We start from the raw sequence: 17,560 nt of genomic DNA on the forward strand, positions 1-17,560 counted from the left end.
GCTAACGGCTGTGACATCACGGATTATTAGGCGAATTCTTCGCAATGCGTCAATCACGGCCGGGCTCGGCTCCGGGAGGCACCTGCGACATCCGGATGGCCTTGAAAGCGACAAGAAAACCCTTCAAGTTGCGAGGGTTGGCGCGGGCTTAACTGCGCAGCCCGCAATGTTCCAACAGCAACCTGACAACCTCCAACCCGACCGGACATGTCATTGACGATGGCCCAAGGAATAAAGCGCCTGGGGATGCCGATTGCGGCATTGCTCGGCCTGGCGCTGATCGCCCTGGTCGGGACATCGTGGTTCCTCAACCGGGACGCGCTGCAACGTGCGGTGGAAGCGCAGATCCGTGCCGTCACCGGGCTTGAGCTGGTCGTCAACGGCAATATTGATGTCTCGATATTTCCCGGCAGCTATGTCTCGTTCCACAATGTCGGACTGAAGGGCGCCACCACCATCGATCCCGCCTTACAGGTCGACGTGCTGACCGCGAACCTGCGCCTGCTGCCCCTGCTGCTGCGGCGGTTCGAGATCGCCGACGTCATGATGCTCCGCCCGCATATCCACGTGGTGCGCGACGCCGCCACCGGCGAGAGCAACTGGACACCGTTCGTCGAGACCATCGCAAAGGCGATGACGCCGGGCTCCGAGAACCAGGTGTCGTTTTCCGAGATCCGCATCCAGGACGGCGAGCTGAATTACGAGGACGCGACCAATCGCGTGTCCGAGGAGCTCGGCGACATTGACTTGTCGCTGGCCTGGCCCTCGATCTCGCGCTCGTTTGCGGCAACCGGCCAGTTCGACTGGCGCGGCGAGCGTGTCGACGGCTCGATCAGTGCCAGCGATTTCGCCGCGCTCTTGTCGGGCGACCGCTCCGGCCTGAAGGCGCGGCTCGCCAGCGCGCCGCTGAAAGTTGCGTTCGACGGGACCGTCGCCAATCGTACCAGCCTGATGATGGAAGGCGTCACCACCATGGACAGCCCGTCGCTGCGCAATGCGCTGCGCTGGATGGGCCAGGCACCTCCCAGCGGCGGAGGCGGCTTCGGCCGCTTCGCGCTGAAGGCGCGCACCAATGTGGTCGGCGGCTCGGTCGCACTCACCAATGTCAATGTCGAGCTCGACGGCAATGTCGCCGAAGGCGTGATGACCTATTCCAACAACGGCCGACAGACGCTGCAGGCGACGCTCGCGGCCGGCAACCTCGACTTCACGCCTTACATCTCAACCTTCCGCCTGCTCGCCAGCGGCCAGCGCGACTGGAACAGGCAATTGTTCGATCTGTCGTCGTTGTCGAGCGTCGATCTCGACATGCGCCTGTCGGCGGCGAAGGTGACGGTGGGGCCGTCCAAGCTCGGCCGCACCGCGTTCGGCGCGAACTTGCGCGGCGGCGCGCTCGCGCTCAGCGTCGGCGAGGCACAGATGTATGGCGGCATCGCCAAGGGCTCGTTCGCGGTGGCGCGCTCGGATGCGGTCGCCGACGTCAGGGCGCAATTCCAGTTCAACGATGTCGACCTGCAGGCCTGCGCCAGCGAACTGTTCGGCATCACCAAGCTGTCCGGCCACGGCAACCTCAACGTCTCACTGACGGCATCCGGCTCGAGCCCGTTCGGCCTGGCGCAATCGCTCGATGGCACCGCGACGTTGACCGGACACGACGGCGCGATCGCGGGCTTCAATGTCGAGCAGCTTCTGAAGCGGCTGGAGCGACGGCCGCTGTCGGGCGGCGGCCATTTCCGCTCCGGCACGACGCCCTACGACAATCTCAACATCTCGGTGAAATTCGCCGACGGCGTCGCGACCGCCGAGGACATTCGGGTCGAGAGCCCGGCGGCGCGGATCACGCTGACCGGCACGGCTTCGGTGCCGGCGCGCGAATATGATCTGAAGGGCGTCGCCAGCCTGACGGCGGCATCCGGCGGCGGCACCGGGTTCGACCTGCCCTTCGTGGTGCAGGGACCCTGGGATGATCCGCTGATCTTCCCCGATCCGGAAAGCCTGATCCGCCGCTCGCCCGCATCCGCGCCGCTGCTCGATGCGGTGAAGGATCGCAAGACCCGCGACGCGGTGCGTTCGGTGATCGAGCGCTTCACCGGAGGCGGAAAATCCGGCACGGCGGATGCCGCGGCACCGGCGCCGGCCAGCGCACCGGCGTCGGCCGAGAATCCAAAGTCGAACTGATCGAGCTGCAGGTTTTCCGCCCGGTGCGACCATGCCTCGTCATCTGTGCGCCGCGCGGCCCCCTACACAAGTTGGCGGTGCCGCCACCTTTATCAGGTCACAGGCATGCGCTAGTGTTTTCTCCAACCGGTTAATACCGGCGTGAAAAGGGAGAATAATGTGAGGTCCAAGGTTATTGGTGCGCTTTCGCTCGCGGTCGCTGCGGTCGGCCTGTTCGCGGCCACGGCCCCCGCTTTTGCCCAGGGCAAGACGATCACCGTCTGGTGGGGCAAGGGCTTCTACAAGTCCGAAGACGACGCACTGCTCGAGACGATCAAGAAGTTCGAGGCCAAGACCGGCATCAAGGTCGAATTGTCGCAATACGCGATCCAGGACATGATTCCGAAGACGGTCGCCGCGCTCGATTCCGGCACCGTGCCGGATGTCGCCTATTCCGATTCCTATGACGTGCAGGCGCAGGGCAAGTGGGCCTACGAGGGCAAGCTCGAGGATCTCTCGGACATCCTGCTGCCGATGAAGGACGCGTTCGCGCCGAACACGCTGGAGACGGCGCTGCTCTACGACGACGTCGCCAAGAAGAAGGCCTATTACGGATTCCCGCTGAAGCAACAGAGCATGCATGTCCAGATCTGGGGCGACATGCTGGAGAAGGCCGGCTTCAAGCAAACCGACATCCCGACCAAGTGGGAGGACTACTGGTCGTTCTGGTGTGACAAGGTGCAGCCGGCGATCCGCAAGGCGACGCGCCAGCGCATCTACGGCGTCGGCCAGCCGATGGGCGTGGAATCGACCGACTCCTTCCAGTCGTTCTACACCTTCATGGACGCCTACCACGTCAAGCTGGTCGACGACGACGGCAAGCTGCTGGTCGACGATCCCAAGGTGCGCGATGGCCTGATCCACGCGCTGAAGGATTACACCGACACCTACATCAAGGGCTGCACGCCGCCCTCCTCCACGACCTGGAAGGACCCGGACAACAACGTCGCCTTCCACAACAAGACGATCGTGATGACCCACAACTTCACGATCTCGATCGCGGCGAAGTGGTACGAGGACTCCACCAACCCGGCGCTGACCGACGCGCAGCGCGCCGCCGGCAAGCAGGCCTATGAGCACGACATCATTACTGCATCCTTCCCGAAGGCACCGGACGGCTCGACGATCAAGTACCGCTCCGACGTCAAGACCGGCCTGATCTTCGCCAACGCCAAGAACAAGGCCGAGGGCAAGGAGTTCATCAAGTTCCTGCTGCAGGAAGAGAATGTCCGTCCCTATATCGAAGGGGCGCTCGGCCGCTGGTTCCCGGTGACCAAGGCAAGCCAGGCGAGCCCGTTCTGGCAGGCCGACCGGCACCGCAAGGCGGTCTACAACCAGTTCATGGGCGGCACCGCGCCGTTCGATTTCACCAAGAACTGGAAGTTCACGATCCTCAACAACGAGAACGTCTGGGCCAAGGCCATGAACCGCGTGGTGAGCGAGAAGGTGCCGGTGGACAAGGCCGTCGACGAACTGATCGCCCGCATCAAGCAGGTCGCGGGCTAAGGCACACGATGCCGGCCGCCGCGAACGTATGTCTCTGTCGTCCCTGCGAAAGCAGGGACCCATACGCCGCGGCGGTCGTTTTGAAGGACGTTGGTCATCGGCTTTCGCAAAACAGCAAGAGCCGGTGGTTATGGGTCCCTGCTTTCGCACTAGGGCATCTACATGTCTTCCGGAGTCTTCTCAACGACTTAGCTTAGCAACGCAGAGAAACGCCGCACTTTTGCTAAGCTCTGCTCGCGAAATGGCGTCATCGAGTGGCAAGCAAGTCCTTGATCGAGAGTCACTTTTCGGTCCGGAAAAGATGTGTAGATGCCCTAGTGCTTTCGCAGGGACGACGACGTAGGCGCACGCGACATCTCGCGACAAGAGTAACCGTATGGCGATCACACTTTCTGCATCCGATGCCTCCTCGCCGCCCCTGTCGGCACGGCTGTCGCCGCCGCAGGTCTGGGGCATCGTGCTGCTCGCGCCCTATCTGCTGGTGTTTCTCGCCTTCGTGCTCTATCCGGTCTGCTACGGCCTGTGGCTCGCGCGTCATCCGGCGAGCTATGTCGCGCTCTATAACGATCCGATCTTCGCGCGCGCCGCAGTCAACACGCTGATCTTCCTGGTCATCGGCATCAACATCAAGATGCTGATCGCGCTGTTCCTCTCCGGCTTCTTTGCCCAACAGCGTCCCTGGATCCGATGGTTGTCGGTGATCTTCATCCTGCCCTGGGCCGTGCCGTCGATCCCGACCATCCTGTCGGTGCGCTTCATGCTCAATCCCGAATGGGGCATGGTCAACCAGCTCATCTTCAAGTTCACCGGCGACGACGGCCCGAACTGGCTGAACGATCCGACGGTCGCGCTCGCGATGGCGATCGGCGTTCACATCTGGAAATCGCTGCCGTTCTGGACGCTGATCCTGTTGACCGGGCGGCTTGCGATCTCGCACGACCTGTACGAGGCATCCGACGTCGACGGCGCCAGTTGGTGGCAGAAATTCCGCTACATCACCTGGCCGTCGATGCAGACGCTGTACGTCACCTGCACGCTGCTCTCGATGATCTGGACGCTCGGCGACTTCAACAGCGTCTATCTGCTCACCGGCGGCGGGCCCGCCGATCTCACCCACGTGCTGTCGACGCTCGGCATCCGCTATCTCAGGCTCGACCAGCTTTCGCTTGCGATGGCCACGATCGTGTGCGCAATGCCGTTCGTGCTGCCGCTGGTCTATTTCATGATGAAACGGTTGTCGCGATGAAGCTGCCCACCCTCCGCGAAGTCGGCACCGAAGCCAAGCTGCTCTTGATCGGCATCCCGGTCTTCATCTGGACCATGGTGCCGATCTACCACATGTTCGTGTTCGCGATCTCGCCGAAGGAAGACGCGTTCTCCGGCAAGCTCTGGCCGGACCATCCGACGCTGCATAACTTCTCGATCGTGTTCCACCAGCAGCACTACTTCCTGCGCGACTTCTGGATCCAGTTCTGGAATTCGACGGTGATCGCGCTCGCCGCCGGCGCGCTGACGCTGTTCGTCGCGACCGCCGCCGCGTTCTCGATCTCGCGGCTGCGCGTGCCCGGCGGCCGCGCCGTGATGAACCTCGCGCTGTTCACCTACTTCATCCCGGCCGCGTTCCTCGCCGTGCCGATGTACCGCACCATGGGCAACTACGGCCTGCTCAACAATCACTGGTCGCTGATCCTGGCGATGGTGACGATCGCCTCGCCTTACGCGATCTGGGTGCTGAAGCAGGCCTCCGACAAGCTTCCGGTCGAGTTGGACGAAGCCGCGACGATGGACGGGGCCACCACGCTGCAATTGTTCCGCCTGGTTTACGTGCCGCTGATGATGCCCTCGCTGGTCGCGATCGGCACCTACGCGATTCTGCTTGCGTGGAACGAATATCTCTATGCGTTCCTGCTGCTGTCGAACGACACCGAACTCACGCTGCCGGTCGCGCTCGGCAACTTCCTCGCCGCCGACGACTCGCCGTGGGAGCTGTTGATGACCACCGGCTTCATTTACGCGCTGCCGCCGGCCGCGATCTACTATGCCTTCAAGCGCTACATGGTGGGCGGCCTGACCGCCGGCGCGGTCAAGTCGTGAGCTCTCACAGCGGCGCGGCGCTCTCGCCGCGCGCATTCGACAGCTTCGAGGCGAATGAGGCGATCACGATGATCACGGCGATCAGCGCGATCACCAGCGTGCAGATCGCATTGATCTCGGGCTTCACGCCGAGCCGGACCTCGGAATAGATCCGGATCGGCAGCGTCGCCGAGCCGGGACCGGTGGTGAAGCTCGCGATCACGACGTCGTCGAGCGACAGGATGAAGGCCAGCATCCAGCCCGCGACGATCGCGGGCACGATCTGCGGCAGCGTCACCAGCAGGAACGCCTTCACCGGATTGCAGCCGAGATCGATCGCAGCCTCCTCCAGGCTGCGGTCGAGCGCGGTCAGGCGGGACTGCACCACGACGGTGACGAAGCACATCGTCAGCGTAGTGTGGGCGATGGTCACCGTCCAGAAGCCGCGCTCGGCGTTCAGCGCGACGAACAGCAAGAGCAACGACAGGCCGGAGATCACCTCGGGCATCACCAGCGGCGAATACAGCATGCCGGAGAACAGCGCGCGGCCGCGGAACCGCTCGCCGCGCGCAAGGCCGATCGCCGCCAGCGTGCCGAGCAGGGTTGCGAGCGTCGCCGATACCGCGCCGACGGCGAGACTCATCCACGCGGCTTCCAGCATGGCCGTGTCGCTGAAGAACTCGTGGTACCAGCGCAGCGACCAGCCGCCCCACACCGTGACCAGCCGCGAGGCGTTGAACGAATAGATCACGAGAATGACGATCGGCAGATAGAGGAACGCAAGTCCCAATGCCAGCGACGTCATGTTGAAACGGGTGAGCCTGGTATGTGCCATCAGCCGCGACCTTCGAGCTGGCGCCGTTGCAGACGATCGTAGAGCACGAGCGGCGGCACCAGCAGGAGGAGCAGCGCGATCGCCGCGGCCGATGCCACCGGCCAGTCCTTGTTGGTGAAGAACTCGAGCCACAGCGTCTGCCCGATCATCAAGGAATTGGAGCCGGCCAACAGGTCGGGGATCACGAACTCGCCGACGATCGGGATGAAGCAGAGCAGCGCGCCGGCGGCGACCCCACGCAGCGACAGCGGGAACGTCACCAGCCAGAACGCCTGAAGCGGCGAGGCGCCGAGATCGCCTGCGGCCTCCAGCAGCGATGCATCCATCCTGGAGAGCGTCGCATAGAGCGGCAGGATCATGAACGGCAGATAGGAATAGACAATGCCGAGATACATCGCGCTATCGGTCGACAGCCAGACCACCGGCGCGGAGACAACGTGCAGCGCCAGCAGAACCTGATTGAGCAGGCCGTCATGCTGCAGGATGTTGATCCAGGCATAGATGCGGATCAGGAACGAGGTCCAGAACGGCACGATCACCAACATCATCGCGACGCCCTGCCAGCGCTGCGGCAGCCGGGCCATGCCATAGGCGATGGGATAGCCGATCACGAGCAGGATCAGCGTCGAGGTCACCGCGACGACGAGGCTGCGCAAATAAGACAGAATGTAGAGATTGTCCTGAAGCAGCAGCCTGAAATTGTCGAACGACAATTGCGAAAAGGCGGCCGCCAGCGCGGCGCGGCCCTCGGTGAAGTCGAAGACCGGCGTATAGGGCGGCTGCGCGATCGCGGTCTGCGACAGGCTGATCTTCAGCACGAAGCCGAATGGCACCAGGAAGAACAGCACCATCCAGAGATACGGCGCGATCGCGGCAAGTCGCGCCGGCCGGGCGAAGATGCGGCGCGCGCTCATTGCTCCAGCACCAGGCAATCGTCGGCCGTGAACCACGCCACCACGCGCTGGCCGGCGAGATAGGCATCGACATCGAGCCGCGCGGTGTTGGCCATCGACGAGCGCACCACCGCGCCCGATTCCAACTTCACTCTGTAGGTCGTGACACCACCGAGGTAGTTGACGTCGGTGATGACGCCCTCCAGGCGATTGATCGCCTGCGACGTGCCTTGGTCTGACATCGACGCACGGTGCGACAGCTTCACCTTCTCGGGGCGGATCGCGACGCTGACGGTCTCCTTCGACACTGGTGGCGTCGAGTCATTGACCGAGAGTGACCCTGCCTCGGCGGTCGAGACTGTCAGCCGGCTATGTTCGCGGGACACGACCTGGCCGCTGAACAAATTGATGTCGCCGACGAACTCGGCGATCCAGCGGGAGGCCGGCGCCTCGTAGAGATTGCGCGGGGTAGCGACCTGGACGAGGCGGCCGGCATCCATCACGCCGATCCGCCCGGCCATGGTCATCGCTTCCTCCTGGTCGTGGGTGACGATGATGAAGGTCATGCCGAGCCGGCGCTGCAGCTCCATCAGCTCGTTCTGCGTGCTCTCGCGCAGCTTCTTGTCGAGCGCCGCCAGCGGCTCATCGAGCAGCAGCACCTGCGGACGACGTGCCAACGAGCGCGCCAGCGCCACGCGCTGCCGCTGTCCTCCCGAGAGCTGGTCGGGCTTACGCTTCTCCATGCCTTCGAGCTTGACGAGAGCGACCATCTCCGCGACGCGGGTCGCGATCTCGGCGCGCGCCATGCCGGCACGCTTCAGGCCGAAGGCGATGTTGTCGCGCACCGACAGATGCGGGAACAGCGCATAGTTCTGGAACATCATGTTGACGGGGCGCTCGTGCGGCAGCACCCGGGCGATGTCCTTGCCGTCGAGCAGGATGCGGCCCTCGTCCGGTGTCTCGAAGCCGGCAAGCATGCGCAACAGCGTCGTCTTGCCGCAACCGCTCGGACCGAGCAGCGCGAAGAATTCGCCGGCACGGATGTCGAGCGAGAGGTTGTCGACGGCGCGGAAATTGCCGAACGACTTGGCGATGCCTTCGATCCGCAGCAAAGGCATCTCCAGCGCGGCCGCTTTTGGCGGCGGCCTTGCTTCCTGCGTATTCGTTTCGCTCGGTATCACGTCGGTCCCCGATTCCCTGCTGGTTCGACAAAGCGCGCAAGCTAGCGGCGGATCGTCAGCCGCTCAACTGCTTCGCACGACAACTGCCGCAATATTGTCGCGCCTCGCATCTCTGCTAGACTTCGCGTCCAATTCGGGAGGACAACCGATGAACCACGACCGCTATGGCCTGCCGCTGACGACCGCGTCCGACCGTGCCGCCGCGCATTATGTCGACGGCGTCGATCGCATGCTTGCAGCCCTGCACGGCGCGGATGCCGCGTTTGACGCGGCGATTGCCGAAGATCCCGATTTCGCGATGGCCCATATCGGGCGCGCCCGCGTGCATCAGCTCAACATGGAAGGGGCCGGGGCCCGCGCCAAGGCGGCCACGGCAAGGCGGCTTGCGGCGGCCGCCAGCCCGCGCGAGCGCCAGCATGTCGAGATCATGGCGTCTGTGATCGAGAGCCAGCCCAAAAAGGCCGTGACAGCCGCCGAGCAACATCTCACCGAATATCCGCGCGATGCACAGGTGCTGTCGCTGTTGCTCGGCGCCTTCGGCCTCTACGCCTTCTCGGGCCGGGCCGACCACGATGCGGCGCGGCTGGCGCTCTGCGAACGCTACGCGCGCGACTATGGCGAGGACTGGTGGTTCCTGACTTATCATGGCTGGTCACTCACCGAGGCGGGCCAGGTCGTCTCCGGCCGCGCCATCACCGAGCGCGGCTACGCGCTGAAGCCCGAAAATGCCGGCGCCGCCCACGCCGTGGCGCATGCGCTGTTCGAGCAAGGCGACGGACGCGAAGGCCGCGCTTTTCTATCGGCCTGGCTGCCGGCGAACGAGCGCACCAGCTTCCTGCAAGGCCATCTCGCCTGGCATCTCGCCCTGATCGACCTCGAAGAAGGCGACGCCGACGCGGCGCTCGACATCTACGAGCGTCATATCAAACCGGCAGGCCGGCCCTACCCGCCGCTCAACATCTACACCGACACCGCCTCGCTGCTGTGGCGGCTCTCGCTCGCCGGCAAGGCCGACCTCGCGTCCCATTGGAAGGATGTCGCCGCCTATGGCGACAGCCATTTCCCGAAGGCCGGCGCGCATTTCGCCGACGTGCACCACGCGCTGGTCGCGGCCGCCACGGACGGCGGCGCGCTCGATCGGCGGCTTGCCGAGATGGACGCGCGGCAGGCCGACGGCAAGCTGGCGCCCGGCCCGTCCGCTATCGGCCTCTGCCGGGGAATCGCCGCCTTCGCTGCGGGCGATCACAATGAAGCCGTCCGCATCCTCGCGCCGCTGATGCCCGAGCTGGTGCGGATCGGCGGCAGCCACGCCCAGCGCGAGCTGTGGGAGGACACGTTCATCGTGGCGTGTCTTCGCGCCGGTCAGGGTCGGCAGGCGGCTGACCTGATCGGGGATCGATTGCATCGCCGCCCGTCCCGGCGCGACCTCGCATGGTCGCAGGAGGCCGCACGGCAATAGCCGTGCTCAATCCTCATGGCTGTCGGTGCAGCGTCGGCGACGCTCTAGCCTGCACCGGCCGACGCAAAGAAGCGATCCGGCCCATCGACTTCCACCAGCTTCCTGGCTCCGATCAGCCAGAACCGGTTGGCCACCGTCCGCACGAACTGGCGATCATGCGACACCAGCAGGCAACTGGCCTGACGTTCGATCAATTCCTCCTCCAGCGCCTCCTGGCCCTCGATATCGAGGTGGTTGGTCGGCTCATCGAGCAGATAGAAGTTGGGCTCAGTGAGCCGCAGCACAAGCATGCCGAGACGGGCCTTCTGCCCGCCCGACAGCCGCCCGATCGGGCGCCTTTGCATCTCGATCGACAGCCCAATCCCGGCGAGCAGGCCGCGCGCCCGCTGATCGCCAACCTCGAAGCGGCCGACGATCGCGCGCATCGGGGTGTCGGTGTCGGGGAGATCGGCAAGCGCCTGGTCGCAATAGCCTGTAACCAGCGACTCCGTGGCCGTGATCTCGGCCGGTGCCGCCTCCGCCGCCTCGATCGCCTGACGCAACGCGGTGACCAACCGGGTCTTGCCCGCACCATTCGGGCCCAGCAGCACGATCCGGTCGCCGTTGCAGATGAACTGCTGGCCGGTCCTGAACAGCAGCCGTCCGTCCGGCGTCGCAATCGCGGCGTCGTTCAGCCTGATCAGCACCTTGGCGTGGGTGTCGCGATTGGCGAGCCTGATGGTGCCGGCCGATCGTTCCACATGCGCGGGCTTTGCCGACTCCTCCAGCTTCTCGGCACGCTGTTTCAATTGCCTGGTCTTTGACAGCAGAAGATCGCTGCCGGAGTTGATGCCGAGATTGTTGAGCTTCGCGGCCTGCTGGCGGAGTTGCCGGACGGTCTTCATATCCTTTTGATGGCGGCGCGCATCGGAGGCATCGAGCTCGTCCAGCACCGCGCGCGCCCGCGCATAGGGCAACGCGAATAGCTGCGACCGCTCCGGGCGCAGGAACAGTGTCCGGTTCGTCGTTGCATCGAGAAAGGCGCGGTCATGGCTTGCGATCACGACCGGCATCTCGCGCGGCAAGGCGTTCAACCAGGTTTCGAGCCGGCCGATCTTGGCGAGGTCGAGATGGTTGGTCGGTTCGTCGAGCAACAGGACATCAGGCTCGGTCACCAGCACGCGGGCGAGCATGGCAAATCGCAACCAGCCGCCACTGAGTTGCTTCAGCGGCTTCCCCCACAGCTCCGCGGGCACTTCCAGCGATTGCAGGGCGACGTCGACCCGCCAGCTTTCGTCGGCCTGTCGCTCGCCGGAGAGCGCCTCAAGCACCGCGGCATGGAACGGCCTATCCAGCAGAGCCGGCGGTGCGTCCTGCGCGACATGACCGATGGCCAGCCCGCGCGATCTGCTGATCTCGCCTTCATGGGCCTCCATCGCGCCCGCGATGCAGCGCAGGAGCGTAGATTTGCCGCGGCCGTTGGCGGCGACGAGCCCGATCCGATCGCCGGCATTGATGACAAAATTCAGTTGGGAAAACAGCGGCGCGTTCAGCGTCACGCCGAGATTGCGGACATTGATGAGGGTCACGATGATTCTCTGGTCTGGCCGGCCGTCGCGACATCCGGGGCGTGCAGCCTGCAACGGATGGGCGTGTCAAAGCGCGGCGAGGGATTGAGGTGCAGGCACGAACTCGACAGTTCGGCGCCGCACGGCCACGAAGGGCAGACCAGGAAGAGATGTTAGACGAGTTTCCGGTCAGCCCTGCAAACGCATTTGCAGGGCGTTGACGGGGCCACGCCTGAAGTGGTGATCGAGAAATATCGCCACGACGCAGCCCTCCTTTCTCGGCTGGAAGTTGTGCTGCTCCGAGATGTAGCCGGGCATACAGCGGATGGCAAGCTCATCCGGCTGATCCAGTCCGGCGACGGGAATCCCGCCTATCCGGCCTTGCGCACGGATTCCACGACCTGGCTGCCGCCGACCAGCGCGGCAAAATGGCCGACCGGCGCGGGCCGGCCGATCAGATAGCCCTGTACCGCGTCGCAGCCTTCCTCGGAAAGGAAGCCGAGCTGCGCCTCGGTCTCGACGCCCTCGGCCACGATCGACATTTCAAGGCCGTGGCCGAGATCGATGACGGCGCGCACGATCGCTGCCGATTGGGGATTGCGGCCGAGATTGATGACGAAGGCGCGGTCGATCTTGATCTTGTCGAACGGAAACGCCTGCAGGTAGCTCAGCGAGGAATAGCCGCTGCCGAAATCGTCCATCGAGATGCGCACGCCGAGTGTCTTGAGCCGCCGCAGCAGCGAAAGACCGCGGTCGAAGTCCTCGATCAGCACGCCCTCGGTGATTTCGAGCTCGAGCCGGTCGGGCCTCAGCCCGGTCTCGAGCAGAATTGAATGGACGAGGCCGACGAGGTCGCCATGGGTGAACTGCGCCGGCGACAGGTTGACCGCGATTTGCAGCGGAGCCGCCCATGACGCCGCTTCCCGGCAGGCTTCGCGTAGGATCCATTCACCCATCTCGACGATCAGGCCGCTTTCTTCCGCGAGCGGGATGAAATCGCTTGGGGGCACGAAGCCGCGCACCGGATGGTGCCAGCGCGCCAGCGCCTCGAACCCGATGATCTCGCTGCCGGCAACGCTTCCGCCCGCCGCCGCCTGCGGCTGGTAGTAGAGCGACAATTCGCCGTTCTTGATGGCGACCGACAGCTCCTGGTGCAGCACGCGACGGTCGCGGATCTGCTGGTCCATATCGGGCTCATAAATCGAGATCGTGCCGCGCGACTTCGCCTTGGCGCGAAACAGGGCCGCACCCGAATTGGCGAGCAGCGAGGCCGCGTCGGAGCCGTTATGCGGGAATACCGCGATGCCCGTGGTGAGGCCGGTACGCACCGCCTTGCCGTCGATTGCAAAATCCTGTCCCAACGCTTCGGCGGCCTGCTCGGCCAGCGCAATGCCGGCCGCGGGCTGCCTGCCGTCGATGATGAGGCCGAATTCGTCGCCCGACAGCCGCGCGACCACGCCGCCGCGCGCCACCGTCTGCAGGCGTTGCGCCACCTCGATCAACACCTTGTCGCCCATCGCATGGCCGAAGACGTCATTGATCTCCTTCAGCCCGTCGAGGTCGACGCAAAGCACGGCGAATTCCTCGTCGGTGCCGGCGCAAGCCTCGATCATCTGCGTCAACGCCTGGAGGAAGGCGGCGCGGTTCGGCAGGTCGGTCAGGCCGTCGTGATAGGCCATGTGCGCCATGCGTGATTCAGTCTGGCGCCGGTCGGTGACGTCTTCATGGGTCTTGATCAGATATTGCGGCTCACCATTGTCGTCGAGCACGGTCATGCGGCGGGTCAGAAACAGCCGCAGCCCGTCCTTGGTCGAGATCGGATGCTCCTCGGCGATCATGCTGCGCTTGCGGATCGCGGCCTCGTCGCGGGCGATGATCAGCTTGGCTTCGCGCGGGTTGAAGATATCGGCGGCGGTGAGACCCGTGGCATCCTCGCGGCGGCGGTTGAGGATCGTCTCGGCGCTGCGGTTGGCCAAGAGATAGCGGCCGTCGCTGACGCGCTCGACGATCAGCGAGACCGGAATATTGTCGACCACGAGCTCAAGGAATTTCTTGTTGTTCTCCAGCTCGCGTGACAGCGAGCGGCGGTCGGTGACGTCCTCGAACAGGGCGATCAGGAATTCCGGCTCGCCGGCCTCGTTGCGGGCGACGACACGATTGGAGGCGAGGATGCGCTTCTCCGAGCCGCGCTCCACGAAGAATTCGCTGCGATGATAACCTTCCGGCGCGTCCAGTGCCGCGCGGTCCGCGGTCTCGATACTGGCAGCGGTCTCGGGGCGGAAGATCTCGTCGGCCCGCTTGCCGACGATATGATCACGCGAGAAGCGAGAGAAACGTTCGAACGCGCGGTTGGCGAAGATATAGCGGCCATCCTCGATGTTCTTGGCCGCGACGCAGACCGGGACGTTGTCGAGCACGGATTCCAGGAATTGCGTCGTCGAGGCGAGCTTGCGCGACAGCTTACGCTGGTCGGTGCAATCGAGGTGCGTTGCGACCGACCCTCCATTCGGCAGCGGGAAATACCTCACAAGCACGGACCTGCCGCCCGGCAGTTCGGTGACCAGTCCCTCAGGTGCCGCGGCCTTTGCAAAATAATCCTCGGCGCTGACGTCGAGCATGCCACGGCTCCGGCGCAGCTCCAGAAGCTCGGTGCCGCTCATGTTGCGCCTGATATCGGCGCGGGACAGGCCGTGGATATCGAGATAACGATCGTTGCAGAAGACGATTCGCCCGCCCGCATCCGTCATCACCACGCCCTGATTCAGGTGGTTGAGGGCCGACGAGATAAAGACATTGCGGCGCAGTTGGGCTCGCTTGGCCTTACGCAAGGCTGACAGGATCCAGAGCCCGACCGCGGCGAGGAACGACGCGACGACGACGCTGCCGATCAACAGCTCCCAGATCACGCTGGGGTCGAGGTCACCGAGATAGGTCGACGGCGCGAAGGCGCTGGGCGCCGACCAGGCCGTGCCACATGACGTGACGACGGCGATCAGGCCAAGCACTATCTTCGCCGGAATCGAATTCTTCCTGCTTGCCTGCCAATTCTTGCCAGCCATCAGCCACCCGCGGATTTTCCGAGGGAGTGTCCGGCTTCGGCGGTTTGGATCGGGTAAACGCGATCCGATGCAACTTGCAAATGCGACCTGATTTACGGCAATTGCCCTGACATGATTAATAGGCCACTAACAGGGACGGGCGCCGCAACTATCGAAGACAGCCCAAGCACTTGCCAAGAAACTTGGCGGGGCAAAACAATGATGATTGCGCGCGATGGCATCCTGTCGTTGCGCCGGAATGCCGGATCTGAAGGACGACATGGACAGGGTTGATTGCGTGATCGTGGGTGCGGGGGTGATCGGCCTCGCAGTGGCGCGCCGGCTGGCACAGGCCGGTCGCGAAGTGATTGTCATCGACGAGGCCGAGGCGATCGGCACGGTGACCTCGTCGCGGAACAGCGAGGTGATCCACGCCGGCATCTACTATCGTGCCGGCAGCCTGATGGCGCGGATGTGCGTCGCCGGCAAGCGCGCCCTCTATCGCTACTGCGCCGAGCACGGCGTCCCGCACAAGAATTGCGGCAAGCTGATCGTCGCCACCACACCTAAGGAAACCGAGAAGCTGCAGTCGATCCGGGCGCATGCCGCGGCCAATGGCGTCGACGACATGCAGCTCTTGTCGGGCGAAGCGGCACGCGCGATGGAGCCGGCGCTGAACTGCGACGCGGCTCTGCTGTCGCCGTCCACCGGGATCATCGACAGCCACGCCTACATGCTGGCGCTGCGCGGCGATGCCGAGGAGGCCGGTGCGGCATTTGCGTTCTACACGCCGCTCACGCGCGCCAAGGCTGCCGCAGGCAGGATCGAGATCGAGGCCGGGGGCGAGGCGCCGATGACCTTGGCGTGCGACCTCTTGATCAACGCCGCCGGCCTCGGTGCACCGGCCGTGGCGCGCAGCATCGAGGGCATGCCGGTTGAGTTGATACCGACGGCCTACCTGGCCAAGGGGAATTATTTCAGTTGCAGCGCGCGGGCGCCGTTTTCGCGGCTGATCTATCCGGTGCCGGAGCCCGGCGGGCTCGGCGTTCACCTCACTCTCGATATGGCGGGCCAGGCAAGGTTCGGTCCCGATGTCGAATGGATCGATCGCGTGGATTATGCCGTCGACCCGGCGCGGGCCGAGCGCTTTTATCCGGCGATCCGGAAGTATTGGCCGACCCTGCCGGACGGCGCCTTGATGCCGAGCTATTCAGGAATTCGGCCAAAGATCGTGCCGCCGGCGGTCGCGAACCAGGATTTCCTGATCCAGGGTCCCCGCGACCACGGCGTCGCCGGCCTGATCAACCTGTTCGGAATCGAGTCACCCGGCCTTACGTCATCGCTCGCCATCGCCGATCATGTCGGCGAATTGGCCGGGCTTTGAGCAAATGCAATTCCGCGAGGATGGGCGCTCGAGCGTCCATCCTGATGCGGAAAGGCTTGGTTAATTTCTGCGGGGAGTGGCTAGTGGATGGTACTGTCCGCGGTTTGCTTCAACCGCTCGATCTCGTCCTTGACCATCAATTTACGGCGCTTCAACTCGAGAATTTGCAGGTCGTCTACTGAAGGGTGCACGAGCGCTTCGTGCAGTTCGTTTTCGAGAATTTTGTGCTTGCGCTCGAGTTCGACGAGATGAGCTTGTATTGCCATACGAACACTCCTCGGTGGGTTAAACCTCAGGGTCGATCCGGACCGCTGAGTGTACACAAGTGGGCGAAGGTGTCGATGGGGAACGCAAAATGCCGCAGTCAGCTTTATCCGCCCATCTGTTGCCAATCGTGACTATGGAACCAGTTCAGCTTGCGCCGCGCGCCCCCAAGGACGATATTTCAACAGGCGGCGAGTGCTTCGCCCGCCACAACCTTATCGTGCTTATCAGTTAACGTACACCATGAACGATCAGGATGAGCGCGAACTCCACGCCGAGCTCGCACGTCTGCAACAAGAGCACCGCGACCTCGACGCCGCGATCGACGCGTTGCATCAGTCGCCCGCGCCGGACCTCCTGATGCTGCAGCGCTTGAAGAAGCGGAAGCTGCAATTGCGCGATCGTATCGCCTTCATCGAGGATCAGATCACGCCCGACATCATCGCGTGAGGCGCACAGGTCTGCATGCCACGCGATCCGGCGGCAATGGATCCGGTGGATCGGCTGGTTGCGCAGGTGCTTGTCCCCGTCATCCACAGCCGGCCGCCCGCTTCACGTTCGCGGCAACGGATCGCGACCGCGGCGGTCGCTCTTGACTCCTCTAGAACAAATAGAGAACATATTGGCCCAGCCGCCAGCCATAAGAGGGAGTTTCGCCATGACCGCACCGCCGTCCCTGCCCGACAACAGCCGCTACGAGCGGGCCTGCGACCAGGCCATCGCGATGTGCGACGGCAACCTGCGCAGCACCATCAAGGCACTGATCATGGCCAATGAATATCTGGAGACCGAGATCGAGGAGCTGCAAGCCGCGATCACCGCGCGGGGCGCTCCCGGAGTGACGCAGGCGGCCAGCGACGCCGCCTGATCTTCGAGGAGCAAATCCATTTCGAGGAGCAAATCATGGCTGATGTCACCTATTACGTGGCGCTGCCGTTCGTGCAGGACGACGATGGCACGCCGGTCGCGGGCAACGCGGAGGAATGCCAGAGTTCTGCAATCGCGTTGCGGCGCGCCGAGATGATGTCGCGGATGCCCGGCGCTATCGGTGCCGTCGCGTTCAGCCGCACCGGCGATCCCGCCATCGGCGAGTTTGGCGATGCCAAGCTGTTGCGGGCCTTCGGCAAGGTGCCGGAAGGTTTGGGCATGCCCTAACCTTGGGT

15 protein-coding genes are annotated in these 17,560 nt (G+C 64.2%); 9 read left to right on the forward strand and 6 right to left on the reverse strand.

All coding sequences use genetic code 11. The features are described from left to right. The first annotated feature begins 219 nt into the window (after positions 1–219). The 4 genes from P6U30_RS33755 to P6U30_RS33770 all read left to right on the forward strand — a co-directional run bounded on the left by P6U30_RS33755 (position 220) and on the right by P6U30_RS33770 (position 5,817). Positions 220–2,178: an AsmA family protein gene (locus tag P6U30_RS33755; protein ID WP_407167021.1), complete on the forward strand. Its 1,959-nt coding sequence runs from the start codon at positions 220–222 to the stop codon at positions 2,176–2,178. A gap of 159 nt (positions 2,179–2,337) precedes the next feature. After that, positions 2,338–3,723 (forward strand): ABC transporter substrate-binding protein, encoded by a 1,386-nt coding sequence (locus tag P6U30_RS33760; protein ID WP_407167022.1) that lies wholly within the window; start codon positions 2,338–2,340, stop codon positions 3,721–3,723. 376 nt (positions 3,724–4,099) lie between these two features. Then, the gene (locus P6U30_RS33765; RefSeq protein ID WP_407167023.1) at positions 4,100–4,969 is read left to right on the forward strand and encodes a carbohydrate ABC transporter permease; all 870 of its coding nucleotides are present in this window, start codon (positions 4,100–4,102) and stop codon (positions 4,967–4,969) included. Beyond that, complete coding sequence (locus P6U30_RS33770) at positions 4,966–5,817, forward strand: carbohydrate ABC transporter permease (RefSeq protein ID WP_407148802.1); 852 nt, start codon at positions 4,966–4,968, stop codon at positions 5,815–5,817. The genes P6U30_RS33765 and P6U30_RS33770 overlap by 4 nt, the downstream gene beginning before the upstream one ends. Positions 5,818–5,821: 4 nt before the next feature. Here the strand turns inward: P6U30_RS33770 and P6U30_RS33775 are convergent, their stop codons facing one another. From P6U30_RS33775 to P6U30_RS33785, 3 genes are read right to left on the reverse strand one after another with little or no spacing between them, the layout of a single operon-like run. Further along, positions 5,822–6,631 (reverse strand): ABC transporter permease, encoded by an 810-nt coding sequence (locus tag P6U30_RS33775; RefSeq protein WP_407167024.1) that lies wholly within the window; start codon positions 6,629–6,631, stop codon positions 5,822–5,824. After that, positions 6,631–7,545 carry an ABC transporter permease subunit gene (locus P6U30_RS33780; protein WP_407167025.1) on the reverse strand — a complete coding sequence of 305 codons (915 nt, stop codon included), beginning with the start codon at positions 7,543–7,545 and terminating at the stop codon, positions 6,631–6,633. The genes P6U30_RS33775 and P6U30_RS33780 overlap by 1 nt, the downstream gene beginning before the upstream one ends. Beyond that, positions 7,542–8,642: an ABC transporter ATP-binding protein gene (locus tag P6U30_RS33785; RefSeq protein ID WP_407170605.1), complete on the reverse strand. Its 1,101-nt coding sequence runs from the start codon at positions 8,640–8,642 to the stop codon at positions 7,542–7,544. The genes P6U30_RS33780 and P6U30_RS33785 overlap by 4 nt, the downstream gene beginning before the upstream one ends. Positions 8,643–8,934: 292 nt before the next feature. Here P6U30_RS33785 and P6U30_RS33790 point away from each other — a divergent pair, with 292 nt between their 5' ends. Then, positions 8,935–10,164 carry a tetratricopeptide repeat protein gene (locus tag P6U30_RS33790; protein ID WP_407170606.1) on the forward strand — a complete coding sequence of 410 codons (1,230 nt, stop codon included), beginning with the start codon at positions 8,935–8,937 and terminating at the stop codon, positions 10,162–10,164. 44 nt (positions 10,165–10,208) lie between these two features. Here the strand turns inward: P6U30_RS33790 and P6U30_RS33795 are convergent, their stop codons facing one another. Together P6U30_RS33795 and P6U30_RS33800 are read right to left on the reverse strand one after the other, a co-directional pair. Beyond that, positions 10,209–11,732, reverse strand: coding sequence for an ABC-F family ATP-binding cassette domain-containing protein (locus P6U30_RS33795; protein ID WP_407167026.1), 1,524 nt, complete (start codon positions 11,730–11,732; stop codon positions 10,209–10,211). Positions 11,733–12,082: 350 nt separating this feature from the next. Then, entirely contained in the window at positions 12,083–14,770 is a 2,688-nt protein-coding gene (locus P6U30_RS33800; protein WP_407167027.1) for an EAL domain-containing protein, read from the reverse strand. A gap of 259 nt (positions 14,771–15,029) precedes the next feature. On the opposite strand from P6U30_RS33800, the gene P6U30_RS33805 reads away from it, so the two are divergent. Then, complete coding sequence (locus P6U30_RS33805) at positions 15,030–16,133, forward strand: NAD(P)/FAD-dependent oxidoreductase (RefSeq protein WP_407167028.1); 1,104 nt, start codon at positions 15,030–15,032, stop codon at positions 16,131–16,133. Positions 16,134–16,213: 80 nt separating this feature from the next. On the opposite strand, the gene P6U30_RS33810 is transcribed toward P6U30_RS33805, so the two are convergent. Beyond that, positions 16,214–16,399 carry a YdcH family protein gene (locus P6U30_RS33810; protein ID WP_280975469.1) on the reverse strand — a complete coding sequence of 62 codons (186 nt, stop codon included), beginning with the start codon at positions 16,397–16,399 and terminating at the stop codon, positions 16,214–16,216. Positions 16,400–16,640: 241 nt separating this feature from the next. On the opposite strand from P6U30_RS33810, the gene P6U30_RS33815 reads away from it, so the two are divergent. From P6U30_RS33815 to P6U30_RS33825, 3 genes are all read left to right on the forward strand, one after another. Further along, entirely contained in the window at positions 16,641–16,847 is a 207-nt protein-coding gene (locus P6U30_RS33815) for a YdcH family protein (RefSeq protein ID WP_029085523.1), read from the forward strand. 208 nt (positions 16,848–17,055) lie between these two features. Beyond that, positions 17,056–17,265 (forward strand): hypothetical protein, encoded by a 210-nt coding sequence (locus P6U30_RS33820; RefSeq protein WP_407167029.1) that lies wholly within the window; start codon positions 17,056–17,058, stop codon positions 17,263–17,265. 35 nt (positions 17,266–17,300) lie between these two features. Then, complete coding sequence (locus P6U30_RS33825; protein WP_407167030.1) at positions 17,301–17,552, forward strand: hypothetical protein; 252 nt, start codon at positions 17,301–17,303, stop codon at positions 17,550–17,552. Positions 17,553–17,560: the final 8 nt, after the last annotated feature.

Origin of the sequence: Bradyrhizobium sp. ORS 111 (assembly GCF_045571485.1) — a bacterium.
GTDB lineage: Bacteria > Pseudomonadota > Alphaproteobacteria > Rhizobiales > Xanthobacteraceae > Bradyrhizobium.

What these genes read in the sequence shown, in the direction of transcription:
- P6U30_RS33755 (WP_407167021.1), top strand. Translation starts at nt 220, where the DNA reads ATGGCCCAAGGAATAAAGCGCCTGGGGATGCCGATTGCGGCATTGCTC.
- P6U30_RS33765 (WP_407167023.1), top strand. Translation starts at nt 4,100, where the DNA reads ATGGCGATCACACTTTCTGCATCCGATGCCTCCTCGCCGCCCCTGTCG.
- P6U30_RS33770 (WP_407148802.1), top strand. Translation starts at nt 4,966, where the DNA reads ATGAAGCTGCCCACCCTCCGCGAAGTCGGCACCGAAGCCAAGCTGCTC.
- P6U30_RS33775 (WP_407167024.1), bottom strand. Translation starts at nt 6,631, where the DNA reads ATGGCACATACCAGGCTCACCCGTTTCAACATGACGTCGCTGGCATTG.
- P6U30_RS33780 (WP_407167025.1), bottom strand. Translation starts at nt 7,545, where the DNA reads ATGAGCGCGCGCCGCATCTTCGCCCGGCCGGCGCGACTTGCCGCGATC.
- P6U30_RS33785 (WP_407170605.1), bottom strand. Translation starts at nt 8,642, where the DNA reads ATGCCTTTGCTGCGGATCGAAGGCATCGCCAAGTCGTTCGGCAATTTC.
- P6U30_RS33790 (WP_407170606.1), top strand. Translation starts at nt 8,935, where the DNA reads ATGCTTGCAGCCCTGCACGGCGCGGATGCCGCGTTTGACGCGGCGATT.
- P6U30_RS33800 (WP_407167027.1), bottom strand. Translation starts at nt 14,770, where the DNA reads ATGGCTGGCAAGAATTGGCAGGCAAGCAGGAAGAATTCGATTCCGGCG.
- P6U30_RS33805 (WP_407167028.1), top strand. Translation starts at nt 15,030, where the DNA reads ATGGACAGGGTTGATTGCGTGATCGTGGGTGCGGGGGTGATCGGCCTC.
- P6U30_RS33810 (WP_280975469.1), bottom strand. Translation starts at nt 16,399, where the DNA reads ATGGCAATACAAGCTCATCTCGTCGAACTCGAGCGCAAGCACAAAATT.
- P6U30_RS33815 (WP_029085523.1), top strand. Translation starts at nt 16,641, where the DNA reads ATGAACGATCAGGATGAGCGCGAACTCCACGCCGAGCTCGCACGTCTG.
- P6U30_RS33820 (WP_407167029.1), top strand. Translation starts at nt 17,056, where the DNA reads ATGACCGCACCGCCGTCCCTGCCCGACAACAGCCGCTACGAGCGGGCC.
- P6U30_RS33825 (WP_407167030.1), top strand. Translation starts at nt 17,301, where the DNA reads ATGGCTGATGTCACCTATTACGTGGCGCTGCCGTTCGTGCAGGACGAC.